21 protein-coding genes and 1 tRNA gene are annotated in these 23,712 nt (G+C 72.6%); 14 read left to right on the plus strand and 8 right to left on the minus strand.

What is annotated here, in order from left to right; all coding sequences use genetic code 11:
• Positions 1-8: 8 nt before the first annotated feature.
• Complete coding sequence (locus ABD208_RS07875) at positions 9-2,990, minus strand: DNA polymerase III subunit gamma and tau (protein ID WP_344101314.1); 2,982 nt, start codon at positions 2,988-2,990, stop codon at positions 9-11.
• 143 nt (positions 2,991-3,133) lie between these two features.
• On the opposite strand from ABD208_RS07875, the gene ABD208_RS07880 reads away from it, so the two are divergent.
• From ABD208_RS07880 to ABD208_RS07890, 3 genes are all read left to right on the plus strand, one after another.
• The gene (locus ABD208_RS07880; protein ID WP_344101316.1) at positions 3,134-4,657 is read left to right on the plus strand and encodes a serine hydrolase domain-containing protein; all 1,524 of its coding nucleotides are present in this window, start codon (positions 3,134-3,136) and stop codon (positions 4,655-4,657) included.
• A gap of 101 nt (positions 4,658-4,758) precedes the next feature.
• Positions 4,759-5,676: an ABC transporter ATP-binding protein gene (locus tag ABD208_RS07885; RefSeq protein ID WP_344101318.1), complete on the plus strand. Its 918-nt coding sequence runs from the start codon at positions 4,759-4,761 to the stop codon at positions 5,674-5,676.
• Positions 5,673-6,824, plus strand: a complete 1,152-nt coding sequence (locus ABD208_RS07890; RefSeq protein ID WP_344101320.1) for an ABC transporter permease — start codon at positions 5,673-5,675, stop codon at positions 6,822-6,824. The genes ABD208_RS07885 and ABD208_RS07890 overlap by 4 nt, the downstream gene beginning before the upstream one ends.
• A 22-nt stretch (positions 6,825-6,846) precedes the next feature.
• Here ABD208_RS07890 and ABD208_RS07895 read toward each other — a convergent pair whose 3' ends face one another.
• Positions 6,847-7,416, minus strand: a complete 570-nt coding sequence (locus ABD208_RS07895) for a DUF5063 domain-containing protein (RefSeq protein WP_344101322.1) — start codon at positions 7,414-7,416, stop codon at positions 6,847-6,849.
• Between the two features lie 16 nt (positions 7,417-7,432).
• Complete coding sequence (recR, locus tag ABD208_RS07900; RefSeq protein ID WP_344101324.1) at positions 7,433-8,032, minus strand: recombination mediator RecR; 600 nt, start codon at positions 8,030-8,032, stop codon at positions 7,433-7,435.
• Between the two features lie 75 nt (positions 8,033-8,107).
• Between recR and ABD208_RS07905 the strand changes: the two genes are divergently transcribed.
• The 9 genes from ABD208_RS07905 (at position 8,108) to ABD208_RS07945 (ending at position 16,407) form a co-directional block, all read left to right on the plus strand.
• Entirely contained in the window at positions 8,108-8,908 is an 801-nt protein-coding gene (locus ABD208_RS07905; protein ID WP_344101326.1) for a TSUP family transporter, read from the plus strand.
• A gap of 162 nt (positions 8,909-9,070) precedes the next feature.
• A complete protein-coding gene (locus tag ABD208_RS07910) occupies positions 9,071-10,396 on the plus strand; it encodes an aspartate kinase (protein WP_344101328.1) in 1,326 nt (441 codons plus the stop codon).
• Positions 10,397-10,401: 5 nt separating this feature from the next.
• Positions 10,402-11,505, plus strand: a complete 1,104-nt coding sequence (locus ABD208_RS07915; RefSeq protein ID WP_344101330.1) for an aspartate-semialdehyde dehydrogenase — start codon at positions 10,402-10,404, stop codon at positions 11,503-11,505.
• Positions 11,506-11,686: 181 nt separating this feature from the next.
• Entirely contained in the window at positions 11,687-12,082 is a 396-nt protein-coding gene (locus ABD208_RS07920) for a GntR family transcriptional regulator (protein WP_344101332.1), read from the plus strand.
• Entirely contained in the window at positions 12,079-13,026 is a 948-nt protein-coding gene (locus tag ABD208_RS07925; protein ID WP_344101333.1) for an ATP-binding cassette domain-containing protein, read from the plus strand. The genes ABD208_RS07920 and ABD208_RS07925 overlap by 4 nt, the downstream gene beginning before the upstream one ends.
• Positions 13,023-13,793 (plus strand): hypothetical protein, encoded by a 771-nt coding sequence (locus tag ABD208_RS07930; RefSeq protein ID WP_344101335.1) that lies wholly within the window; start codon positions 13,023-13,025, stop codon positions 13,791-13,793. The genes ABD208_RS07925 and ABD208_RS07930 overlap by 4 nt, the downstream gene beginning before the upstream one ends.
• A gap of 20 nt (positions 13,794-13,813) precedes the next feature.
• Positions 13,814-14,854 carry an ABC transporter ATP-binding protein gene (locus tag ABD208_RS07935; RefSeq protein ID WP_344101337.1) on the plus strand — a complete coding sequence of 347 codons (1,041 nt, stop codon included), beginning with the start codon at positions 13,814-13,816 and terminating at the stop codon, positions 14,852-14,854.
• Entirely contained in the window at positions 14,851-15,606 is a 756-nt protein-coding gene (locus ABD208_RS07940; protein WP_344101339.1) for an ABC transporter permease, read from the plus strand. Before ABD208_RS07935 ends, ABD208_RS07940 begins: the two co-directional genes overlap by 4 nt.
• Before the next feature lie 66 nt (positions 15,607-15,672).
• Positions 15,673-16,407 (plus strand): glutamine amidotransferase, encoded by a 735-nt coding sequence (locus ABD208_RS07945; RefSeq protein WP_344101341.1) that lies wholly within the window; start codon positions 15,673-15,675, stop codon positions 16,405-16,407.
• A 74-nt stretch (positions 16,408-16,481) separates the two neighbouring features.
• Here ABD208_RS07945 and ABD208_RS07950 read toward each other — a convergent pair whose 3' ends face one another.
• The 5 genes from ABD208_RS07950 to sp36 all read right to left on the minus strand — a co-directional run bounded on the left by ABD208_RS07950 (position 16,482) and on the right by sp36 (position 20,265).
• Positions 16,482-17,612, minus strand: coding sequence for a 3-deoxy-7-phosphoheptulonate synthase (locus tag ABD208_RS07950; RefSeq protein ID WP_344101343.1), 1,131 nt, complete (start codon positions 17,610-17,612; stop codon positions 16,482-16,484).
• Between the two features lie 376 nt (positions 17,613-17,988).
• Positions 17,989-19,275, minus strand: coding sequence for an NAD(P)/FAD-dependent oxidoreductase (locus tag ABD208_RS07955; protein WP_344101345.1), 1,287 nt, complete (start codon positions 19,273-19,275; stop codon positions 17,989-17,991).
• A 158-nt stretch (positions 19,276-19,433) separates the two neighbouring features.
• Positions 19,434-19,507, minus strand: a tRNA-Pro gene (locus tag ABD208_RS07960).
• A gap of 114 nt (positions 19,508-19,621) precedes the next feature.
• Positions 19,622-20,104: a RidA family protein gene (locus ABD208_RS07965; RefSeq protein ID WP_344101347.1), complete on the minus strand. Its 483-nt coding sequence runs from the start codon at positions 20,102-20,104 to the stop codon at positions 19,622-19,624.
• Positions 20,101-20,265, minus strand: a complete 165-nt coding sequence (gene sp36 / locus ABD208_RS07970) for a Sp36 family protein (protein WP_344101349.1) — start codon at positions 20,263-20,265, stop codon at positions 20,101-20,103. Before sp36 ends, ABD208_RS07965 begins: the two co-directional genes overlap by 4 nt.
• A 107-nt stretch (positions 20,266-20,372) precedes the next feature.
• Here sp36 and ABD208_RS07975 point away from each other — a divergent pair, with 107 nt between their 5' ends.
• Positions 20,373-22,691 carry a transglycosylase domain-containing protein gene (locus ABD208_RS07975; RefSeq protein ID WP_344101351.1) on the plus strand — a complete coding sequence of 773 codons (2,319 nt, stop codon included), beginning with the start codon at positions 20,373-20,375 and terminating at the stop codon, positions 22,689-22,691.
• A gap of 3 nt (positions 22,692-22,694) precedes the next feature.
• Entirely contained in the window at positions 22,695-23,642 is a 948-nt protein-coding gene (locus ABD208_RS07980; protein ID WP_344101353.1) for a metallophosphoesterase, read from the plus strand.
• The last annotated feature ends 70 nt before the right edge of the window (positions 23,643-23,712 follow it).

Raw genomic sequence — 23,712 nt, forward strand, 5'->3', positions numbered from 1 at the left:
CGGGTCGCTCACGCCTGTTCGACCGTCTCCTCGATGATGGTGCCGCCCAGCACCTTCACCACGAGCGGGACGCCGACGAGACCATTGCCGCCGGCGATGTCCGGATCGTCCGCGGACAGTTCCTCGTAGGTCGCGGCGGGGGAGCGCGTCGGCGCCGTGCCGCCCGCTCCGCCGGAATGACCTTGCTCGGGCGCCGGGCCGCGCGCCGCCTGGGCCTGGCGCAGCGCCTCGCGGGCGCGCTCCGCGCCGGTCAGGTTCCGCCCGCCGGCCGGCGCGTACGCGACATCGGGGGTCGGGTCGCGGTGCACGGCAGGGGCGGGCCGCCGGCTCGGAGCAGGCCGGACGGGCTCGGGTGCGTAGCCCTCGTCGTAGTCCGGCGGAGGTTCGGGCAGAGGTTCGTCGTCGTCCGACGGCGCCGCAGGCACGTAACTCGTCGCGCCGGGGTCGACGACGTCGTCGTCCGACGGCGTCGTGCCGACGGACGGCGCCGGTGCGTCCGGCGACGAGGCTCCTGCCGACGATGTGGCGGGATCACCTCCCGGTGCGCCGGGCACTGCGGCCGGGGCCGAGGGCGGCACGCTGTCCGCCCACGGCGCGGCTGCCTCAGCCGTCCGGTCCGCCACCGCCACGGCGGCGGCTCCTGCGACCACGGCAGCGGTCGCGGCCACGCCTGCCCCGCCGCCCACCTGACCGTCCTGCGCGATGCCGTCAGCCGCCGGGATCGCGGCCTGGCGCCCCGGCGTGGGTACCGCCGGCCAGCCACCGTCGTCGTCGGAGGAGTCGTCAGCCTGGCCGCTCGCCGAACCGGCCGAGGCCACCGGGCCCCCGCCGGCCGAGGCGCGCGTTCCGTTGCTCGAGGAGGCCGCCGCCACCGGAGTGTTCACCGTCGCGGGCACCCGTGGGCCCGTCGAACCTCCGCGGCCGGAGACACCGGACGGAGCGTCGCCGGGCGCGGCCGGCCCACCCGGGCCACCCCCGGGACCGGCTCCGCCGTCCGGCCCGCCCCCGACGATCCCCTCGACCTTCACCTGGAGCCCCAGGGTCTGGTAGACGGCGTCCTCGACGGCCTTCGTGTGCCGCGGGTTCGAGAACGCCCGGGCGAGCCCGTCCGCGCGGAAGGCGAGCCGGAGCACGCCCCCGTCGAGCGCGGAGACCTGTGCGTTCTGCCCGACCAGCGACCAGGTCACCCGGGCCGACGCGAGCGTCTCGAGCACCTCGGGCCAGCGGCGGCGCACTTCTTCCGTGGTCATGCCGCCGGGCGGCCCGGCTGCGGGAACGTTCTCGGGCTCGGCCGGTGCCGCCGCCGTCACGGCCGTCTCGGAAGGCTGCGCATGGCCGGTGCCCGGCGCCGGAGCTTCTCCGGTATCCGAATCCTGGACATGGTCCTCGGCCACGGGTCCTGGCGCCGCCGTCTCGCCCGACGCTACGGGTACGTCCGCACTCCGCGCCGCCGCGGGAGCGGGAGGCTCCGGCGCCGTTGCGGCCGCACCCGGATCCGACGCCGACGAGGCGACCGAGGCGACCGAGCCCGGTTCCGACCCGCCGTCCGTACCCGGCACGGATCCGCTCGGCACGGCACCACCCGCGCCCGCGTCGCCCTTCCTCCCCCGCGTCGCCTCGACCACGGCCCGCGCGGCTGCGGCACCGCTCAGCCCCCCGCCCGCGGCGGCGCCGCCTAACCCGCCCGCGGCGGCGCCGCCTAACCCGCCCGCGGCGGCGTGGCTCGACCTGCCCGCGGCGGCCCCGCCACCCGCAGGCTCGGCCGCGGCCGTACCCGCATGGTCCGCTCCGCCGGCGACAGCACCGCCGCCGCCCGTCACGATCCCGCCCCGCTCCAGCCGGTCGATCCTCGCCGCGAGCCCCGCGGCGCCGTCGTCCGCGCCCGGCAGCAGCAGCCGCGCGCACAGCAGCTCCAGGTGCAGCCGCGGCGACGTCGCCCCCGTCATCTCCGTCAGCGCCGCGTTGACCAGATCCGCCGCGCGGGACAGCTCCGCGACGCCGAGCCTCCCGGCCTGCGCCCGCATCCGCTCCAGCTGGTCGGCGGGCAGCTCGCGCAGCACGGCGTCGGCGGCCTCGCCGGAGACGCCGATCACGATCAGGTCCCGCAGGCGCTCCAGCACGTCCTCGACGAACCGCCGCGGCTCGTGCCCGGTCGCGATGATCTGGTCGACCACCCGGAAGATCGACGCTCCGTCCCGCGCGGCCAGCGCGTCCACGACGTCGTCGAGCAGCGTCGCGTGGGTGTACCCGAGCAGCCCCACGGCGAGGTCGTAGCCGACCTCCCCGTCCGCCGCACCGGCGATGAGCTGGTCCATCACCGACAGCGAGTCGCGCACCGAACCGCCGCCGGCGCGCGTCACCAGCGGGAGCACGCCCGCACCGACCTCGACGCCCTCCGCGGAGCACAGCTTCTCCAGGTACGGCGACAGCACCTCCGGCGGCACGAGCCGGAACGGGTAGTGGTGGGTGCGCGACCGGATCGTGCCGATCACCTTGTCCGGTTCCGTCGTCGCGAACACGAACTTGATGTGCGGCGGCGGCTCCTCGACGATCTTCAGCAGCGCGTTGAAGCCCTGCGGCGTCACCATGTGCGCCTCGTCGAGGATGAAGATCTTGAACCGGTCCCGCGCGGGCGCGTACGTGGCCCGCTCGCGCAGGTCCCGCGCGTCGTCGACGCCGTTGTGACTGGCGGCGTCGATCTCCACGACGTCGAGCGACCCGGGCCCGCCCCGCGCCAGCTCGACGCACGACGGGCACTCGCCGCAGGGCGTGTCGATCGGCGTCTCCGGGGTGTTCCGGTGACAGTTCAGCGTGCGCGCGAGGATCCGGGCCGACGTCGTCTTGCCGCACCCGCGCGGCCCGCTGAACAGGTAGGCATGGTTGACCCGCCCGCTCCGCAGCGCCTGCATGAGGGGACCCGTCACGTGCTCCTGGCCGATCATCTCGGCGAACGTGTCGGGCCGGTAGCGGCGGTACAAGGCGGTGGTCACGCCAGCCACCTTAGACGGGGTGACTGACAACGACGAAGGGTGAGGCGGATCATCCTGCGGACGGCGCGGACGGCGCGGACGGCGCGGACGGCGCGGACCACCACGATGGACGACGACGGCGCCTCCTCCCTACGATGCACGTCGTGACGACGACGCGCCCCCTGCCCCGCTCCACCCCCGAGGCCGAGGGCCTCGACCCCGCCGCGGTCCTCCGCCTCGTGCGCAACCTCGACGGTCTCGACGCCGCGCACAGCTTCATGCTCCTGCGGCACGGGAAGGTCGTCGCCGAGGGCTGGTGGTCGCCGTACGACGCCGCCACCCCGCAGCTCCTGTTCTCGGTCAGCAAGAGCTTCACCAGCCTGGCCGTCGGCCTCGCGATCGAGGACGGCCTGCTCTCCCTGGACGACCGCGTCCTGGACCACCTCGCCGCGGAGGCCCCCGCCGCGCCGTCGGACAACCTGCGGGCGATGACCGTCCGCGACCTGCTCACCATGAGCACCGGCAACGAGACGTCCACGATCGAGGCGATCGTCCCCACGAACCTCGGCCGGCCCGACGGCGACTGGATCCGCCAGATCCTCGCGATGCCCGTGCCCGAGAAGCCGGGCAGCCAGTTCCGGTACAACACCGGCGCCACCTACCTCGCCGGCGTCATCGTGCAACGCCTCATCGGGCGCCGCCTCCTCGACTACCTCGGCGAACGCGTCCTCGACCCGCTCGGGTTCGAGGGCGCCACCTGGGAACAGGACCCGGACGGCCTCGACGTCGGCGGCTACGGCCTGAGCCTGCGCACGGAGGACATCGCCAAGCTCGGGCAGCTCTGCCTGCAGCGCGGCTCCTGGAACGGCGAGCAGCTCGTCCCCGCCGGGTGGATCGACGCCGCCACGAGCCGGCAGATCGCGACCACGCACGACTGGCTCGAGTGGCAGCAGGGCTACGGCTACCAGTTCTGGCGCTCGCGGTTCGGCGCTTACCGCGCCGACGGCGCGTTCGGCCAGTACGCGATCGTCTGGCCCGAGCACGAGGTGGTCCTCGCGATCACCGCGGGCGTCCGGAACCTGCAGTCGGTGCAGGACGCCGTCTGGGACGGTCTGCTCCCGGCGCTCGACCCGGCCGCGGCGAAGGAGACGGGCCTGCCGCACGACGGCGCGCGGCCGTCGTCGGCCGTGCTGCCGCCCGACGACGGCGTGACGTGGGACCTGCGCCTGCCGCTCCCGCAGCCGCTGGGCGGCCCCGACGGCACGCCGGACGGACCCGCGGGCCCCGGCGACGCGGCCGGTGCCGGGATGCCCGACACGCCGATGCTCGGCCGCACCTACCGCATGACGCCGAACGCCGGCGACCTCGAGGAGCTCGAGCTGTCGGCCGGCGACGACGGCCGCCTGGCGCTGCGCTTCGTGCGGCGCGGCGCGGAACACGGCTTCGCCCTGGGCGTCGGCGAGTGGGTGCGGCAGACGGCGGATCTCGGCGACGGCCCCGCCGAGGTCGCCTGCGCCGCCGCCTGGGCGGAGCCGGATCTCCTGGTGGCACACCTGGTCTCGGTGGCGACGCCGTTCACCACGACGCTCACGCTCCGCTTCGACGGCGACGAGGTGACGGCCTGGATGGACCTGAACGTGTCCTTCGGCGAGACCCACGTGCTGGACGCGAAGGGCACCGCGATCTGACGCCGTCCGGACGGCGCCGAGCTCCCGGGCCGTCCGCGCGCCCGAAGATTCGCCCGCTACTTTCCTGGTTGATGTCAGTGACTGGCGGTACGGTCCGGAGCATGTCCTCAGGAATCACGGCGCACGGCGTGCGACGGTCGTTCGGGAGCGTGCAGGCCGTGGCCGGCGTCGACCTCGCGGCCGAGCCCGGACGCGTGACCGCCCTCATCGGGCCGAACGGCTCCGGCAAGACGACGCTGCTGCTCATGCTCGCCGGGCTCCTGCTGCCCGACGCGGGCGGCATCAGCGTGGCCGGCGTCGACCCGGCCACGCACGCCTACCAGGCCCGGTCCCGTACCGGGTGGATGCCGGACGTGTTCGGCACCTGGGACTCGCTCACGGCGCGTGAGGTCCTGACGACGGTCGCGGCCGCCTACCGGATGTCCCCGGCGGACGGCGAGGCCCGGGCCGCGGAGCTTCTCGGGCTGGTCCACCTGGGCGAGCTCGCCGACCAGCCGGCCCACGTGCTGTCCCGCGGGCAGAAGCAGCGGCTCGGCCTGGCGCGGGCGCTCGTCCACGACCCGGACGTGCTGCTGCTCGACGAGCCCGCCTCGGGCCTCGACCCGCGCTCGCGCGTCGACCTGCGCGTGCTCGTGCGGCAGCTCGCGGCCCAGGGCAAGACGGTCCTGGTGTCGTCGCACGTCCTGACCGAGCTCGACGAGATGGCCGACGACGCCGTCTTCATCTCGAGGGGCCGCACGGTCGCGGAGGAGTCCGTGGAATCGGCGGGACGCACCCGCCGGTGGCGCATGACGGCCCTGGACCGGGACGCCCTGATCACGTTCCTCGAGGGCACCGACGTCACGTTCGAGGTCATGCCCGACGACGCCCGGGCCGTGCTCGTCCCGCTCGCCGACGACGCGGCCGCCGCGCGGCTGCTGGGCGACGCGGTGCGTGCGGAGGTCGACGTGGTGAGCCTCGCCCCCGCGGGCGGCGTGCTGGAGCAGAAGTACCTGGCGCTCGAGGAGGAACGGCGATGACGGGGACGACGACGGACGCGGGTGCGCCCGCGCCGACGGGAGCGACGGCGCCCGGCGCTGCCGGACGTGGCGACTGGTCCGTGTCCTGGCACGGCCTGAGGACGATGACGCGCCTGGAGCTGCGGCAGCGGATCCGGTCGACGCGGTGGCGCACGGCGCTCGGGCTGTGGGTCGTGGCGGTCGGGGTGATCACGGGGCTGACGACGTGGGCGCTCAGGGATCCGGCGGTCACCGGGGACGGTGACCTCGGCGGCATGATCTACGGCATCGTCGTGTGCTTCGTGCTGTTCCTCGGCCTGCTGGTGGCACCGACGCTGTCCTCCGGATCGATCAACGGTGACCGGAACGCGGGAACGCTGGCGACGTTGCAGGTCACGTTGCTCAGCCCGGCGGAGATCGTGCTCGGCAAGCTGGCGGCGGCGTGGATCGCGGCGCTGTCCTTCCTCGTCGTGAGCGTGCCGTTCGTCCTGTGGGCGCTGGCGGCCGGCGGGGTGTCGGCCCTCTCGCTCGTGGGCACGCTTCTCATGCTCGCGGTGGTGCTCGGGATCGTCTGCGCGATCGGGCTCGGCTTCTCCGCCCTGGTGACGAAGCCCTCGGCGTCCGCGGTGCTGACCTACCTGACCATCGGGACGATCACCGCCGTGCTGCCGATCCTGTTCGGGCTGCTGGCGCCGCTGACCACGACGACCGAACAGGTGCGCGTCTGGACGGCGACCTCGTACGACACGGCTTCCGGCTTGAGCGAGGACTGCGAGTGGGAGACCCGCACGGAGGAGGTCTGGCACCACGAGCTCACCTGGTGGATGCTCGCGCCGAACCCGTTCGTGCTGGTCGCGGACGCGCAGCCGTTGGAGCAGGGCCCCGACGGCATGGAGGAGCCGGACGGCCTGAGCCCGCTCGGTGCGCTGCAGTACGGCGTGCGGTGGCTGATGACGGACGAGGGAGCCGAGCGGAACGAGTGCTGGATCTCGGATTCCGCCGACGGGCTCGATCCGAACGGCCCCCGGGAGCCGCAGCTCACCGACCAGATGGCCTGGCCCTGGGGCCTCGGGATGAACCTGCTGCTGGGCGTCGGCGGCGTCGTCGTCGCCGTCGGTCGGCTGCGGATCCCGGCGCGCGAACTGCCGCGGGGCACGCGGGTCGCCTGACCCGCGTGCCCGGCGCCCGGCCCTACGCGTGCAGCGCGTCGTACTCCGCCTCGGCGGCGACGTCGTCGTCGACGTCGAGGCGGAGGTGCGCCAGCACCGACTGGAGCACGCGCAGGGCCGACGCCGCACGCTCGCCCCACAGGGAGAAGTAGCTGAACTGCCACCACCACAGGGCCTCGAGCTCGTGGCCGGTGTCGTAGTGCTGCAGGCCCTTCGCGACGGCCTCCGCGACGCAGGCGAGGTCCCCGGAGAGGCTGGCCGGGCCGACCTCCTCGCCGAGCATCGGGTCGGAGACCTCGAGGTAGTCGTCGAAGCCGTCCATCAGCTGCGACAGGGCGATGCGCAGCGGGTCCATGTCGGTCTCCGGCCCGGCGTCGGGCTCGTACCGCTCGGCGGGGACGACGTCGACGATCGCCGCGAGCCGGGCGCCCACGGCGAGCAGGTCGCTCGTGGCCAGCAGCAGGAGCGACAGCTCCGCCCCCGGGATCGAGCCGGACGCGACGCGGGTCAGGGTCGAGAGGAAGGTCCGGGCCTGGGCCGACGCCTGGTCAGCGACCTCCCGGAGGTCGGAGTCCTGGGCGATCTCGCTCATCGTTCTCACTCCCTGGTCAGCGGCCGACGATCCGCCGGCCTTCGAAGGCGCGCCCGAGGGTGACCTCGTCGGCGTACTCCAAGTCTCCACCGACCGGCAGCCCGGAGGCCAGCCTCGAGACAGTGATTTCCATCGATCCGAGCAGTCTGGAAAGATAGGTTGCCGTCGCCTCGCCCTCGACGTTGGGGTCCGTGGCGATGATGACCTCCTGCACGACGCCGTCCGCGAGGCGCGACATGAGCTCCTTGATCCGCAGGTCGTCGGGGCCGACGTTCTCGATCGGGTTGATCGCCCCGCCCAGCACGTGATATCTGCCACGGAACTCGCGCGTGCGCTCGACGGCGACGACGTCCTTGGGCTCCTCCACGACGCAGATCACCTCGTCGCTGCGGCGCGGGTCCGAGCAGATGCGGCAGCGCTCGGCCTCGGCGACGTTGCCGCACAGCTCGCAGAACTGGACGCGCCGCTTCACCTCGACCAGCGCGTCGACGAGCCGCTTCACCTCGTGGTTCTCCGAGGCGAGCAGATGGAACGCGATCCGCTGCGCGCTCTTCGGGCCGACCCCGGGCAGCCGCCCGAGCTCGTCGATCAGATCCTGGACCGCACCTTCGTACACGTGGCTCACCCTACGTGGAGCGACTGACAACCAGGGGGCGGGCGCGGGGGAGAAGCGGGAGAGAATGCGACAGTGGTGGAGATCGATGCAGTGCAACTCGACGCGTGGACCGTGGTCCTCCTGCTGCTCGCCGGCCTGTGCGCCGGCTGGGTCGATGCCGTCGTGGGCGGGGGCGGGCTGATCCAGCTCCCCGCGCTGCTCCTGGTCCCGGGGATCTCACCCGTCCAGGCGCTCGCCACGAACAAGCTGGGCAGCATCGTCGGCACGGCGACGTCGTCGGTCACCTACTACCGGCGCGTCGGGCCGGACCTGCGGACCGCCGGGCCGATGGCGGTCGCCGCCCTCGGCGGCGCGGTCGCCGGCGCGGCCCTCGCCACCCTGATCCCCGCCGAGCTGTTCAAGCCCGTGATCCTCGCGGTGCTGGCGGGCGTGCTGATCTTCACGCTCGCCAGGCCGAGGCTCGGCGAGTACGACGACCTGCGCTGGGTCGGCAACGGCCACCGCCGGATCGCCGCCGCGCTGGGCCTGCTGATCGGCGGCTACGACGGCCTGCTCGGCCCCGGAACCGGCACGTTCCTGGTGATCTCCCTGGTGAGCGTGCTGGGCTACTCGTTCCTCCCGGCGTCGGCCATCGCGAAGATCGTCAACTTCGCCACGAACCTCGGCGCCCTGATCTTCTTCGTCCCGGCCGGTCACGTGATCTGGCAGCTGGGTCTCGGCCTGGGCGCGGCCAATCTCGTGGGCGCCTACCTCGGCGCCCGCATGGCGGTGGCCAAGGGATCGAGGTTCGTGCGCGTCGTCTTCGTCGCCGTGGTCGCCGTGCTCATCCTGCGGCTGGGCTGGGACGTGGCGTCGTCGTACCTGAACGGCCGGTGACGTCGCCGCGGCGGCCGGAGACCGCCGCGACCACGCAAGCCCATGACCAAGGGCTGGAATCTCCTGGCCGCGCCATGACCGTCGTCGTACCCTGACCGCGCAAGCAGACCGCTCCCGGCGGGCCGTTGAGACAGACGGAGGCCGGTCACAGGAAGCAGGCACATGGCACTTGTCGTGCAGAAATACGGCGGCAGCTCGGTCGCTGACGCGAAGAGCGTCAAGCGGGTGGCCAAGCGCATCGCCGAGGCCAAGCGAGCCGGGAACGACGTCGTCGTGGTGGTCTCCGCGATGGGCGACACCACCGACGAGCTCCTCGAGCTGGCCGCGCAGATCACTCCCCTCCCGCCGCAGCGCGAGCTGGACATCCTCCTGACCGCCGGCGAGCGGATCTCGATGTCGCTGCTCGCGATGGCGATCAACAACCTGGGCATCAAGGCGAAGTCGTTCACGGGCTCGCAGGCCGGCGTGATCACCGACGCCGCCCACGGCAAGGCGCGCATCGTCGACGTCGTCCCGGAACGCATCTTCGGGACGATCGAGAAGGGGCAGGTCGCGATCGTGGCCGGCTTCCAGGGCGTCAACAGCGCGACCAACGACGTCACGACCCTCGGCCGCGGCGGCTCCGACACGACGGCGGTCGCGCTGGCGGCGGGCCTGAACGCGGACGTCTGCGAGATCTACACCGACGTCGACGGCGTGTTCACCGCGGACCCCCGGATCGTCCCGACGGCGCGCAAGATCGACCGCATCACCTACGAGGAGATGCTGGAGATGGCCGCGTCCGGCGCGAAGGTCCTGGCGCTGCGGGCCGTCGAGTACGCGCGGCGGTACGGCGTCCGGCTGCACGTCCGGTCGTCGTTCAGCGGCGCCCCGGGCACCGTCGTGTCCGGCACCTTCGGAGACCCGATCGACCCCAACGCCCCGGACGGCACCGCCGAGCACGGCGCACAGCAGGAGGAGAACGCCATGGAAGACCCGCTGATCTCCGGCGTGGCACACGACCGGTCGGAGGCGAAGATCACCGTCGTCGGCGTCCCGGACAAGCCGGGTATGGCCGCGCGGATCTTCGAGGTCGTCGCCGCGTCCGGCGCGAACATCGACATGATCGTGCAGAACGTGTCCGCGGCCGCGACCGGCCGCACGGACATCTCGTTCACGCTGCCCGAGGGCCACGGCCCCGACGCGCTCGCCGCGCTGCGGAACGTGAAGGACGAGGTAGGCTACGAGGCCCTCGAGTTCGACGACCAGATCGGCAAGCTGTCGCTCGTGGGCGCCGGCATGAAGTCCAACCCTGGCGTCTCCGCGCGGCTCTTCGGCGCCGTGCGTGACGCGGGCATCAACATCGAGATGATCTCGACCTCCGAGATCCGCATCTCGATCGTCACGCGGGCCGACTCGCTGGACGACGCCGTCCGCGCGGTGCACACCGCGTTCGGGCTCGACTCCTCCGACGGCGAGGCCGTCGTCTACGCCGGAACGGGGCGGTGAGCGGGATGGCCATGATCTCCGAGCAGGGTGTGAACGTCGCGATCGTCGGTGCGACCGGGCAGGTGGGCGGCGTCATGCGCCGCCTGCTGATCGAGCGCGGGTTCCCCGTGAAGGAGCTCCGGCTGTTCGCCTCGGCGCGGTCCGCCGGGACCACGCTGGACTTCGCCGGCGTCGAGGTGCCCGTCGAGAACACCGCGGACACCGCGACGGAAGACCTCTCCGACATCGACATCGCGCTGTTCTCCGCCGGCGGCGGCACGTCGCGCGAGCACGCGCCGCGGTTCGCGGAGGCGGGCGCCGTCGTCGTCGACAACTCCTCGGCCTGGCGGCTCGACCCCGAGGTCCCGCTCGTCGTCTCCGAGGTGAACCCCGGCGCCGTCAGCGACGCCGCCAAGGGCATCATCGCCAACCCGAACTGCACCACGATGGCCGCGATGCCGGTGCTCAAGCCGCTGGCCGACGCCGCCGGGCTCGAGCGGCTCAAGGTCGCCACCTACCAGGCCGTCTCCGGGTCCGGGCTGAAGGGCGTCGCGGAACTCGCCGGGCAGGCGCGCGCGGCCGTCGCGGCGGGCGACGGCCTCGAGGGCCTGGTGCACGACGGCGGGGCCGTGGACCTCGGCGACCCGGAGGTCTACGTGGCGCCGGTCGCGTTCAACGTGATGCCGCTCGCGGGCAACCTGGTCGACGACGGTTCGGGCGAGACCGACGAGGAGCAGAAGCTCCGCAACGAGTCGCGCAAGATCCTCGGGCTGCCGGACCTCGCGGTGGCGGGGACCTGCGTGCGGGTGCCGGTCTTCACGGGCCACTCGCTGGCGATCCACGCCGAGTTCGCGCGGCCGATCACGCCGGAGAAGGCGCGGGAACTGCTCGACGGGGCGCCGGGCGTCGCGCTGGCGGACGTGCCGACGCCGCTCGCCGCCGCCGGCGCGGACCCGTCCTTCGTGGGCCGGATCCGGCAGGACCAGTCGGTGCCCGACGGGCGCGGCCTGGTCATGTTCGTCTCGAACGACAACCTGCGCAAGGGAGCCGCGCTCAACACGATCCAGATCGCGGAGCTGGTGGCGCACGACCTGGCGGAGCTCGACACGCTGGAGTCCGCCGAGGTGTAACGGGCGTACCTCGTCGAACGCCGGGGTGGCTGGTCCTGCGGGGCCGGCCACCCCGGCGTCCTGCTGCCCGGGTCGTGAAAGCACTTGCGCGCGGACCCAGGTCTGTGGTTCATTACTCAGGTAATGAACCCCTGAACCGAAGAACCCCCACCCGGACGACCAAGACGAGAGGAGGGTCGCCGTGTTCGACGGTCCCGAGCCGATCTACCTGCAGATCGCTCAGCTGATCCGCGCGCAGGTGCTCTCCGGTGAGCTCGCCGAGGAGGACCAGGTCATGTCCACCACCCAGTTCGCCACCACCTTCCGCATCAACCCCGCCACCGCCCAGAAGGCGTTCGGCCTGCTGGTCGACGAGCAGGTGCTCTACAAGCGCCGGGGCCTCGGCATGTTCGTCGCCCCCGGCGCCCGCGAGCGGCTGCGGTCCAGCCACCGCGAGGACTACTTCGACAAGGTGCTCGCCCCGGCCCTGGCCCAGGCGGAGGTCCTGGGCATCCCGCTCGACGACGTCGTCGGCTACATCCGCGACCGCCGGAAGCCCGCCGCCGACCCCCACCCCCCGGAAGAGGCCCGCTCATGACCGCCCTGCCGCCGTTCGGCGCGCGCTTCGAGAACGTCACCGTCACCTACCCCCGCTCCTGGAGCGCCGACGCGAACGGGGCCGTGCACCGCACCCCGGGCGCCACCGCCCTCGACGGGATCACCTGCGACATCCCCGCGGGCCAGATCACCGGCCTGCTCGGCCGCAACGGGGCCGGCAAGTCCACGATGCTCGGCCTGCTCGCCGCGTTCCGCCGCCCGACGCACGGCAGCGTCGTCGTCGGGGCGGGCGGAGACCTGCGCGATCCGTGGGAGGACGCCGCGCTGACGTCCGCAGTCCAGTTCGTGCAGGACGGCGGCGACGTGTTCGCCGACCAGAAGTGCGCGGACACCCTCGCGTACTACGCGGACCTGCGCCCCGAGTGGGACGCCGGCCGCGCCGCCGAGCTCCTCGACCTGTTCGAGATCCCCGTCCGCAAGAAGCCCGCCGCGCTGTCCCGCGGCAAACGGTCCGCGCTGGCCGCCACGATCGGCCTGGCCTCCCGCGCGCCGCTGACCATCTTCGACGAGGTGTACCTCGGGATGGACACGCCCACGCGCCACGCCTTCTACGACGCGTTGCTCGCGGACTACGCGGCCCATCCCCGCACCATCATCCTGTCCAGCCACCTGGTCGCGGAGACGGAGCGGCTGTTCGAGCACGTCGTGCTGGTCGACGCCGGCCGGGTCCTCCTCGCCGAACCCGCCGACGAGCTCCGCTCGCGCGCCACGGCCCTCACCGGCCCGGCGTCCGCCGTCGACCGCCTGACGCACGGCCGGGAGGTGCTCGACCGGCAGGAGCTCGGCGCCACCGCCATGGTCACCGTCCTCGGCACGATGCCCGACGACGCCGCGCGGGCCGCGGCCGCCGAGGGCGTGACCGTCGGCGGCGTCGGCCTGGAAAGCCTGTTCGTCCACCTGACCCGGAAGGAGGCCCGCCGATGAACGCCGTCGCGCAGACGCTGGAGGCCCGCCGCGCCCGCACGCACCGGGCGGGCGTCCGGGCCGTGGAGAGACGGGTCGTGACCGCCGTACGGGTCGTCGGCGTGTGGTACTGGCCGATCCTGGCGTTCGCCGCCGTGCTCGTCGCCGTGCTCCAGTGGCGCCTCGGCGCGCTCGAGGGCAGCACCGTCGAGTACGTGCTGGGCAGCGTGCGCTGGTTCGGGTTCTCCCTCGGGGTCATCCTCCCGATGGCGCTGATCCGCCCGCACCTCGCGGCCGGGGGCACCCGGCGCGCCCTGCTGCACGGGCTGGCCCGCGGCGCGGCGTGGACCGGGCTGATCTTCGGGCTCGTCATCGCCGTGCTCTACCTGGCCGAGCAGCTCGTCTGGGGCCTCATCGGCTGGGACTGGCACCGCAGCCTCGGCATCTCCGGCGGCACGGGACCCGTCACCTTCGGCGTGAACCTGGTGGGCGAAGGGCTCGTCACGCTGATCTACTTCCTGCTCGGCACCGCCGTGGCCGCCGGGTTCACGCGGCTGGGCCCCTGGCTCGGACTCGCGCTGTGCCTGCTGCTCGGCATCCCCGCGCTGATCGCCGACATCGCCCTGTACGCGGGCCCGGCCACGGCGCTCGCGGAGGGCCTGCTCGGCATGACCGGCCCGATGCCGGTCGCCGTCAGCCTCGGGGCGCTCGGCGTCCTGGCCGTCGCCGTCTACCTCGTGGTGCGACAGCTGCTCGGCGACCTTCCCGTGAAGCAGAACCCCGCATGAGCCCGGCAGGAGGACATGGAATGGCGCACCACGAGGCACCCGGCGGCGCACCCGTCGTCGTCGACGTCGCGCACCTGCGCAAGTCCTACCCCGTCCAGGGTGCGGCACCCAGGACCGCCGTGGCCGACGTGTCCTTCCAGGTCCGGCGCGGCGAGATCTTCGGGATCCTCGGCCCCAACGGGGCCGGGAAGACGACCACGGTGGAATGCCTCGCGGGCCTGCGACCGGCCGACGGCGGCACCGTCCGCGTGCTCGGCCACGACCCGCAGGCGGACCCCGGTTCCATCCGGGAGCACGTCGGCGTGCAGCTGCAGGAGGCCGCGCTCCACGACAACATCACGGTGGCCGAGGCGCTCGACGTCTTCGCGTCGTTCTACGCCGATCCCGCCGACCCGGCCGAGCTCCTGGACCTGCTCGACCTCACCGCGCACCGCACGCAGCGGTTCCGCAAGCTGTCCGGCGGGCAGAAGCAGCGGCTGTCGATCGCTCTCGCCCTGGTCGGGAAGCCCCAGGTGGCGATCCTCGACGAGCTCACCACGGGCCTCGACCCGTCCGCCCGCCGCGCCACGTGGGACCTGATCGAACGGGTCCGGGCGTCCGGCGTGACGATCCTGCTGGTCACCCACTTCATGGACGAGGCCGAGCGGCTCTGCGACCGGCTCGTCGTGATCGACGGGGGCATCGTGGTGGCGGAGGGCACGCCCGCGGAGCTCACGGACGGGCTGGGCGGCGGACGCGCGGTCCGCCTCCGGTTCGCCGGCGACGACGCCCGCCGGGTCGCGTTCCGGCTGCTGACGGAGCTCGCCGAACGGGACGACGACGTGGCGGGGGTGACCCTCGCACCAGCGGCCGCGGGCGGGGTCGCTGGTGCGCACGGCGGCGAGATCGAGGTGACCGGGACGCGCAAGGTGCTGTTCGCCGTCGTGCGCGAACTCGCCGCGGCCGACGTCGTCCCCGACGACGTCCGCACCGTGCAGCGCAGTCTGGAGGACGTGTTCGTGCAGGTGACCGGCCGGAGGTACCGGGCGGACGAGACCGAGGACCAGGAGGTCGCGGCATGAGCGCCGTAGGAACCCTGCTGCGGGTCGAGACCCGGGTGTGGCTGCGGGATCCGGCGGGGGTGTTCTTCGCGCTGGTCTTTCCCGCGCTGATCCTCGTCGCGCTCGGGCTGCTCATTCCCTCGTTCGGGGAGCCGATCGACGACCCGGCGCTCCCGTGGGACTCGGCACCCGCCGTCACCGCGTGGGTGCCGACCGTGCTGGGGCTGGCCGTCGCGACGATCTCCCTGACCACCATGCCGGTGCAGTTCGCGACGTTCCGGGAGAAGGGCGTGCTGCGCCGGCTGGCCACCACGCCCATGCCGCCGCGGCGGCTGATCGGGGTGCACCTGGTGATCAACGTCGTGGCGCTGGTGGTGGCGGGTGCCGCCGCCGTGGTGGGAGCCGTGACGATCCTGGGCGTGCCGTTCGCCGTCGACCCGGCGACCGTCCTGCTCTGCTTCGTGCTGGCGACGACGGCGATGTTCTCGCTCGGGCTGCTCGTGGCCGCCTGGGCGGAGCGCGCCACCGCGGCGAGCGGCCTCGGGATGCTGCTGTACTTCCCGTCGCTGCTGTTCTCCGGCGTGTGGGTGCCGCTGCCGGTGATGCCGGACTGGATGCAGGAGGTCTCGAAGTACACCCCGGTCGGAGCCGCCGCGCAGGGCATGCTGGCGGGGTGGTTCGGTGACGCCTTCCCGCTGACCCAGGTGCTGGTGATGGCCGCGTGGACGGCCGTGCTGTTCCCGCTGGGGGTCCGGCTGTTCCGCTGGACCTGATCCCCCGGCGGGGCGGCGTCGTCCCCGGCGGTGCGGGTGCACCGCGCACTCTCTACGCTTCGGGGCATGAAGCCGTTCCTGCTGCTCGCGACGCGGGCCGAGGACGAGGCCGCCGACGCCGAGTACCAGGCGTTCCTGGACTACGGCGGCCTCGACCCCGGCCGGTTGCACCGCGTCCGGATGGAGGAGCGGTCGCTCGGCGAGGTCGACCTGGGCGACTACTCCGCGGTCATCACCGGGGGCGGCCCGTTCAACTACTCCGACCCGCCCGTGATGAAGTCCGCGGCACAGCGGCGCGTGGAGACGGAGATCTTCGCGCTGCTGGACCGGGTCGTGGCCGAGGACTTCCCGTTCCTCGGCGCCTGCTACGGCGTGGGGACGCTCGGCGCGCACCGCGGCGCCGAGATCGACCGGACGTTCGGCGAGGCGCCCGGGCCGGTGACGATCGAGCTGCAGCCGGAGGCGGCCGCGGATCCGCTGCTGCGGGGCCTGCCGCCGTCGTTCGCCGCGTACGTCGGCCACAAGGAGGCGGTACGCAAGCTGCCCGACGACGCCGTCCTGCTGGCGGCGTCCGCGGGCTGCCCGATCCAGATGTTCCGCGTGAAGCAGAACCTCTACGCGACGCAGTTCCACCCGGAGCTGGACTTCGCGGGCATCGAACTGCGGGTCGAGGTGTACAAGAGCTACGGCTACTTCCCGCCCGAAGAGGCCGCCGCCGTGGTGGAGCACTGCCGCACCGTCCCGGTCACGGAGCCGATGCGCATCCTGCGCAACTTCGTGACCCGGTACGCCCGGGACTGACGCCGCCGGGTCCGCGAGCTGCCGCACCCCGGACGGCCGGGATGCGGCAGCTCGTGGATTCGACCGGAGCTCGCTCAGGCGCCGCGGCGGGTGCGGACGGCCTGGGCGAGGGTGTGCAGGAGGTTGTCGGTGGTGGTCCAGTCCATGCACTTGTCGGTGACGGACTGGCCGTAGGTGAGGGTGTCCAGGGGTCCGGGCTGCTGGGCTCCGGGTTCGAGGAAGGACTCCATCATCAGGCCGGTGATGCCCTGTTCGCCGTCGGCGAGGCGGGCGGCGATCTCGGTGACGACCTCGGCCTGGCGCAGGTGGTCCTTGCCGGAGTTGCCGTGGCTGGCGTCCACGACGAGGCCGTGCTCCACGGCGCCGCCGAGCCCGCTCTTGCGCGCCACCTCCAGGGCCGCGGTGATGTCGTCCTGGTGGTAGTTCGGGCCGCCGCGGCCGCCGCGCAGGATGATGTGACAGTCGGGGTTGCCGGAGGTCTCCACGGCCGCCGCGCGGCCCGCGGAGTCCATCCCGAAGAACGTGTGCTCGCTCGCGGCGGTGACGCAGCCGTCGACCGCGATCTTGACGTTCCCGTCCGTGGCGTTCTTGAACCCGACGGGCATGGACAGGCCCGACGCGAGCTGCCGGTGGACCTGGGACTCGACGTTGCGGGCGCCGATGGCGCCCCAGGTCACGGCGTCCGCGATGTACTGCGGGCTGGTGGGTTCGAGGAACTCGCACGCGGCGGGCACCCCGGCGTCCAGCACGCCGAGCAGCACCTCCCGCGACAGGCGCAGCCCGTGGTTCACGTCGTGCGTGCCGTCCAGGTGCGGGTCGTTGATGAGGCCCTTCCAGCCGACGGTGGTGCGGGGCTTCTCGAAGTAGACCCGCATCACGATCAGCAGGTCGTCGGCGAGCTCGCGGGCGGTCCTGGCGAGCCGGCCCGCGTAGTCCAGGGCGGCGACAGGGTCGTGGACGCTGCACGGGCCCACGATGGTCAGCAGCCGGTCGTCGGCTCCGGTCAGGACGTCACGCACCTCCCGGCGGGACGTGGCCACCAGGTCGCCGTAGCTGGTGCCCAGCGGCATCTCGGCCAGGACGTCGGCCGGTGCGGGCAGTGGCTCCAGCGCGCGGACGCGGAGGTCGGACGTGCGGGCGCGCACCTCGGCCGGGACGGACCGGTCGGCGGGATCGAGGGCGGGTTCGGTGGCGGGCGTGCTCATGGGATCGGATCTCCTGAGGTCTCGATGGTGCTCGGCAGGGCTGGGCTGTACTGATCGGTGCTGACCTGTGCCCAGGCGGGTTCCGCCACCGCCTCGTGTCCGGAGCGGCCCGTCTGGAATGACGAAGGGCCTGGACACGGTCGGTGTCCTAGGCCCTCTTGCGGCTCCGGTGGATGTGATCAGGCGTCAGCGCGCCAGGCTCCACCAGGAGCCGACGTAAAGCGCTGATACCAACGGATGTTCACGTCCACGAAGCTACGCCGCGCCCGCGCGTCGTGTCCAGCCGGATCCGCCATGTGGGCGGAGTGTTCATGTGACGTTCGCGACCGGATGACGACGCGGTGACGGCTTTCCCCGCCCTTTCCTCGGCGTACCGTCACGCCGCGGTGAATCCCTCCAGTTCCTCGCGCGGCACCTGGCGCCCGGACAGGATCAGCTCCTTGATCCGGTCCACCTGCTCCCAGACGTTGACCGCCATCCCGGCACGCACGCGCCCGTCGAGCACCCAGAACGCCACCAGCTCACGCTTCGCGACCGACCCCGCCACGACGACGTCGTCGTACCCGTCGCGGGTGACCCTGCCCTGCCCGCCCCCGGAACCGCTGCCGGTTCCGTCGCCCGGGCCGACCCAGCCGATGTACTCCATGCCGAGGTCGTACTGATCCGTGTAGAAGAACGGCAGGCTGTCGTACGGCGCGCGGTTCCCGAGCATCGCGCGGGCGGCGTGCGTGCCGCCGTCGCTGGCGCCCGCCCAGTGCTCGACGCGCAGCGGCCTGCCGTAGTGCGGCGACGGGATGCTCGCGACGTCGCCCGCGGCGAACACGTCGGGGTGCGAGGTGCTGAGCGTGCCGTCCACGGCGATGCCTCCGCCCAGCTCGCCCGAGCGGAGGTCCAGGCCCGCGACCTCGGCCAGCCCGACGTTCGGCGTCGCGCCGACGCCGATGACGACGATGTCGGCGTCCACCCGCGTGCCGTCCGGCAGCTGGACGCCGGTCACCCGGGAGTCCGCCCCCAGGATGCGCACGGCGTCGGTGTTCCGGATCACCCGGGTACCGCGCTCGGTGTGCAGGCCGGCGAAGAGCTCGCCCATCTCCGCGCCGAGCACCCGGCCCAGCGGCACGGCCCCGCGCCCGATGACCGTGGCCTCCAGCCCCAGCGTCCGCGCCGACGCCGCGACCTCCAGCCCGATCCAGCCGTCGCCGATCACGGCGATCCGGCCCGAGCCCTCGAGCGACGCGTCGAGCAGCACCTGCGAGAGGCGGTCGCAGTCGTCGAGGGTGCGCAGGTAGTGCACGCCGCCGAGGTCGGTGCCGGGGATGTCGAGCGACCGCGGCGAGGAGCCGGTCGCGATCAGGCACCGCGAGTAGGCCAGGCTGCCGCCGTCGGCGAACGTGAGCGTGTGCGCGGCGGGGTCGAGGCCGACGGCGAGGGTTCCGCGTCGCACCTCGACGTCGTGCCTGCCGTACCAGGTCCCGTCGAGCGGGAAGACGACGTCGCGTTCCGCGTCCCCGCGCAGCAGGTCCTTGCTCAGGGGCGGTCGCTCGTACGGGTGGTGCGGTTCGGCGGTCACGACGACGACGTCGCCGTCGTACCCCTCGTCGCGCAGCGTCTCGGCGGCCCGGGCGCTCGCCAGGCCACCGCCTACCAGAACGATCGGTTCCATCGCGGCCTCCTGGATCGCGTGTGGGCCGGTCCAGGTTCTCACGGCGGGCGGCGCGGTGTGCGGTGGGAGGGGTCGCGTGGCCGGGGAACCGGCTCCGGCGGCAACGCGAAAGGCTCCCTGACCCAGTATTTCTACTGGTCAGAGAGCCCTTCTGCGGGTCGGGGTGACAGGATTTGAACCTGCGACCTCTTCGTCCCGAACGAAGCGCGCTACCAAGCTGCGCCACACCCCGATGTGCCGTCCACGTGCCCTGGGGCTGCGGAAGCCTGCTCAGCATAGCCGACCCGAGGGCCAGGCACGAAACCGAATAACCGGTGAGCCGGATCACGTCCGGCCGGCGCCGGGTTCAGGCCAGTTCGACGGTGATCTCCACCTCGACCGGGGCGTCCAGCGGGAGGACGGCGACGCCGACCGCGGAGCGGGCGTGGGGTTCGCCGAAGATCTCGCCGAGGACGTCGCTCGCGCCGTTGATCACGGCCGGCTGGGCGGTGAACGACGGGTCGCTCGCGACGAAGCCGACCACCTTCACCACGCGTGCGACGGTGTCGAGGCTGCCCGTGAGCGAGCGGACCGCCGCCAGGGCGTTCAGCGCGCAGGTACGGGCGAGGTCCTTCGCCAGTTCCGGGTCCACGAGCCCTGCGCCGGTGCCGACCTTGCCCGTCGCCAGGAGGGCGCCGTCGGCCATCGGGAGCTGGCCCGACGTGTACACGTACTGTCCGGCGCGGACCGCGGGGACGTACGAGGCGACGGGCGGGACGACGTCGGGCAGCGTGATGCCGAGGGCGGCGAGCCGTGCCTCGGGGCCGGCGGCCCCGGGAGTCTCGCTCACTTCTCGCCCGTCGGGCGCTTGAGGTAGGCGACGAGCCCGGTGCCGTCCGGGCCCGGCACGACCTGGACGAGCTCCCAGCCGTCGGCGCCCCACTGGTCGAGGACGGCCTTGGTGTTGTGGATCAGGAGGGGGATCGTCGAGTACTCCCACGTGGTAGCCATGCTGAGGATCGTAGCCCGGCCGGGGTGCTCGCACCGTACACACGACCCGCACACCGCCAGGGTCCGGATGAGGGTGCGATGTCAGGGGCGCGCACTACCCTGAGGGCATGTCGTCGGCTCACCCCGTGGAACCCGAGCGGCGGATCACCCGCAAGATCCCCGCCACCCAGCTCGTCGCTCTTCTTCTCGCCTTTGTCCTGGTCGCGGGGGCCGGCGGGCTCATCGGCGCGGGGATGCTGATCCCCCTGGCCGCCGGGATGGACACCACGGTGGACTCGGGCGTGGAACTGTTCGAGGAGGTGCCGGCGGAGCTGGAACCGTCCCCGCTGGCCGAGCAGTCGCGGATCTTCGCGAGCGACGGCAAGACGCTGCTGGCACGGATCTACGAGCAGAACCGGATCGTGAAGCCGCTGGACGAGATCTCCGACCACATGGAGCACGCGGCGGTGGCGATCGAGGACGAGCGGTTCTGGAAGCACAACGGGGTCGACCCGCAGGGCATGGTGCGTGCCGCCGTGAGCAACACGACGGGCGGCAACACGCAGGGTGCCTCGACGCTGACGCAGCAGTACGTGAAGAACGTGCTGATCGAGGAGGCGCTCAAGGAGCGGGACCCGTTCGGCGTGCTCGAGGCGCGGGAGTCGACGATCCAGCGCAAGCTCCGTGAGGCGAAGCTGGCGATCGCGCTCGAGAAGAAGATGAGCAAGGAGGAGATCCTCATGGGATACCTCAACATCGCTCAGTTCGGCGAGAGCATCTACGGCGTGGAGGTCGCCGCGCAGCGCTACTTCAGCAAGAGCGCGGCGCATCTGAGCATCGTCGAGGCGGCGACGATCGCGGGCGTCACGAAGGAGCCGAGCGGGTTCGATCCGCTCGAGAACCCGGAGCGCAACGAGGAGCGCCGGAATCTCGTGCTCCACAAGATGTACTCCCTCGGGTACATCGAGAAGGACGAGATGAAGGACGCGCAGAGCATCCCGATCAAGGAGACGCTCAAGCCGCGCAAGCTGCAGCTCGGCTGCCAGGAGGCGCCCGCGGGTTCGGCCTTCTTCTGCGACTACGTGGTCAAGGACTTCCTGCTCCACGAGGAGTTCGGCAAGACCCGTGACGACCGCTACGCACTGCTGTACCGCGGCGGTGTCGACATCGTGACCACGCTCAACGTGAAGATGCAGAAGGCCGCCGACGAGACGATCAACGCGGCGGTCCCCGCAGGCAACGGTTACGGGCTCGAGGCGGCGATCACGTCGGTCGAACCCGGTACCGGGCGCATCAAGTCGATGGCGCAGAACGTTCCGTACGACCCGGCCGCGGAACCCGCTCCCGGGCACACGGCGCTGAACTACTCGGCGGACTACCTGCACGGCAACTCGCGCGGCTTCCAGGTGGGCTCGAACTTCAAGCCGTTCGTGCTCGCGGAATGGCTGCGCAGCGGGCGGCAGCTCTACGACCCCATCAGCGCCTCGAACTTCAGCGCCTACGAGACGACCTTCAACGCGTCCGGCTGCCAGAGCTACTTCACCCATCAGCCGTATCCGGTGCAGAACGTCGAGGGCGGGCCGAGCGGAACGGTGAGCGTGCTCCAGGGGACGTTCCAGTCCCTGAACACGGTCTACACCCGCATGTCGCAGCAGCTCAACCTCTGCGACGTGCAGAAGACCGCCTTCGACGTGGGCTTCCGCCCGATGACCTCGGCGGTTCCCTCGTTCCGGACGATCGACACGCCGAAGCCCAGCGACATCGACGTCGTCGCGTCGATGACCCTGGGGATCCAGTCGTCGACGCCGGTCAACCAGGCGGCGGCCTTCGCGACCTTCGCGACCGGCGGTACCTACTGCAAGCCGGTCGCCATCCTGAAGGTGACCCAGGCGTCCGGCAAGGAGATGGACGTGCCGGGCGCGGAGTGCAAGAAGACGATCGAGACGGACGTCGCCAACACCGTCGCCTGGGCGATGCAGAAGGTGTTCACCGGTCAGCCGTGGGGTACCGCCTATCCCATCAAGGGCCTGGCCGACGGCCGCCAGGTCGCCGGAAAGACCGGGACGACCCAGAGCGCCTCCCAGAGCTGGTTCACGGGGTACACGCCCAATCTGTCGACCTCGGTCTGGGTGGGTGAGGAGGGGGGTAACGTCCCGCACGGGAACGTCTACCTCCCGGCCACCTCGTGGTACAACCCCAACGCGAAGTCCGGACCGCTGTACGGCGGCACCGTCGCCACGCCGGCCTGGCGGAGGTACATGGATCAGGCGGTGGCAGGACTGCCCGCCGCCACGTTCGCCGCGCCGAATCCCGCGATGGTCGGATCACCGCCTCCGCCGCCCCGCAGCAGCGGCGACCCGGACGGCGGCGGTGACAAGGGTGGCTCCGAGGGCGGTGGCGACACCGGCGGCGGGAACGCCGGCGGCGGCGAGAAGAAGGACGGCTGATCCGTGGGCGCACGCACCGCACTGACCACGCTTGCCGCCGTCGGCGGTGCGGCCGCCGCGGGGATCGCCTACGCCCACCTCGAGTCGAAGCTGTTCACGGTGCGGCGCTTCTCGGTGCCGGTGCTGGCGCCGGGGGAGCGGCCGATCCGCATCCTGCACGTCAGCGACCTGCACCTCACGCCCGGGCAGCGCACCAAGCAGGAGTGGGTGCGGTCGCTCGCCGGTTACTCGCCCGACGTCGTCATCAACACCGGTGACAACTTCGGGCACCTGCGCTCGCTCGCGCCCCTGCTCGACGTGCTCGGCCCGCTGACCGAGATCCCGGGTGCGTTCGTCATGGGCTCGAACGACTACTTCGCGCCCGTGTTCAAGAACCCGGCGCGCTACCTCCTGCCGGACGCCCGCGAGAAGCGGGACGATCTCGTCCCGCTTCCCACGGAGTCGCTGGCGAAGTCGTTCCGGGAGGCGGGCTGGGCGGACCTCACCAACCGCCGCGACCGGATCACCCTCCGCGACGGCCGGGTCCTCGACCTGGTCGGCATGGACGACCCGCACCTGGACCGCGACGTGATGCCGGAGCCGCGGGCGGAGCCGGAGCCGGCGGACGCGGGCGAGGACCCGGTCCTGCGCCTCGGCGTCGTCCACGCGCCCTACCGCCGCGTCCTCAACCAGCTCCGCGACGACGGCGTCGACTTCATCTTCGCGGGCCACACCCACGGCGGCCAGCTCTGCCTCCCGGTGGTCGGCGCCCTGGTCACCAACTGCGACCTCGACCGCGGCCGCGCCTCGGGCCTCCACGGCTGGCCGGGCAAGCGCCCCGACGACCAGGGCGGCGAGGGCTCCACCTGGCTGCACGTCTCGGCCGGCGCGGGTACCTCTCCCTACTGGCAGCTCCGCTTCGCCTGCCGCCCGGAGGCGACCCTGCTCACCCTCACCGCCAAGGTCGACTGAGCCGCGGCGGTCCTGGACCCGGCGGTAGTCCGCCCGGACCCCGACGGCCCGGACCGTACGGCTGGTGGTC

The sequence above is a fragment of the Myceligenerans crystallogenes genome, assembly GCF_039529775.1.
GTDB classification, from domain to species: Bacteria; Actinomycetota; Actinomycetes; order Actinomycetales; family Cellulomonadaceae; genus Myceligenerans; species Myceligenerans crystallogenes.

What these genes read in the sequence shown, in the direction of transcription:
- ABD208_RS07885 (WP_344101318.1), top strand. Translation starts at nt 4,759, where the DNA reads ATGTCCTCAGGAATCACGGCGCACGGCGTGCGACGGTCGTTCGGGAGC.
- ABD208_RS07890 (WP_344101320.1), top strand. Translation starts at nt 5,673, where the DNA reads ATGACGGGGACGACGACGGACGCGGGTGCGCCCGCGCCGACGGGAGCG.
- ABD208_RS07895 (WP_344101322.1), bottom strand. Translation starts at nt 7,416, where the DNA reads ATGAGCGAGATCGCCCAGGACTCCGACCTCCGGGAGGTCGCTGACCAG.
- ABD208_RS07910 (WP_344101328.1), top strand. Translation starts at nt 9,071, where the DNA reads ATGGCACTTGTCGTGCAGAAATACGGCGGCAGCTCGGTCGCTGACGCG.
- ABD208_RS07915 (WP_344101330.1), top strand. Translation starts at nt 10,402, where the DNA reads ATGGCCATGATCTCCGAGCAGGGTGTGAACGTCGCGATCGTCGGTGCG.
- ABD208_RS07925 (WP_344101333.1), top strand. Translation starts at nt 12,079, where the DNA reads ATGACCGCCCTGCCGCCGTTCGGCGCGCGCTTCGAGAACGTCACCGTC.
- ABD208_RS07930 (WP_344101335.1), top strand. Translation starts at nt 13,023, where the DNA reads ATGAACGCCGTCGCGCAGACGCTGGAGGCCCGCCGCGCCCGCACGCAC.
- ABD208_RS07935 (WP_344101337.1), top strand. Translation starts at nt 13,814, where the DNA reads ATGGCGCACCACGAGGCACCCGGCGGCGCACCCGTCGTCGTCGACGTC.
- ABD208_RS07940 (WP_344101339.1), top strand. Translation starts at nt 14,851, where the DNA reads ATGAGCGCCGTAGGAACCCTGCTGCGGGTCGAGACCCGGGTGTGGCTG.
- ABD208_RS07945 (WP_344101341.1), top strand. Translation starts at nt 15,673, where the DNA reads ATGAAGCCGTTCCTGCTGCTCGCGACGCGGGCCGAGGACGAGGCCGCC.
- ABD208_RS07950 (WP_344101343.1), bottom strand. Translation starts at nt 17,612, where the DNA reads ATGAGCACGCCCGCCACCGAACCCGCCCTCGATCCCGCCGACCGGTCC.
- ABD208_RS07955 (WP_344101345.1), bottom strand. Translation starts at nt 19,275, where the DNA reads ATGGAACCGATCGTTCTGGTAGGCGGTGGCCTGGCGAGCGCCCGGGCC.
- sp36 (WP_344101349.1), bottom strand. Translation starts at nt 20,265, where the DNA reads ATGGCTACCACGTGGGAGTACTCGACGATCCCCCTCCTGATCCACAAC.
- ABD208_RS07975 (WP_344101351.1), top strand. Translation starts at nt 20,373, where the DNA reads ATGTCGTCGGCTCACCCCGTGGAACCCGAGCGGCGGATCACCCGCAAG.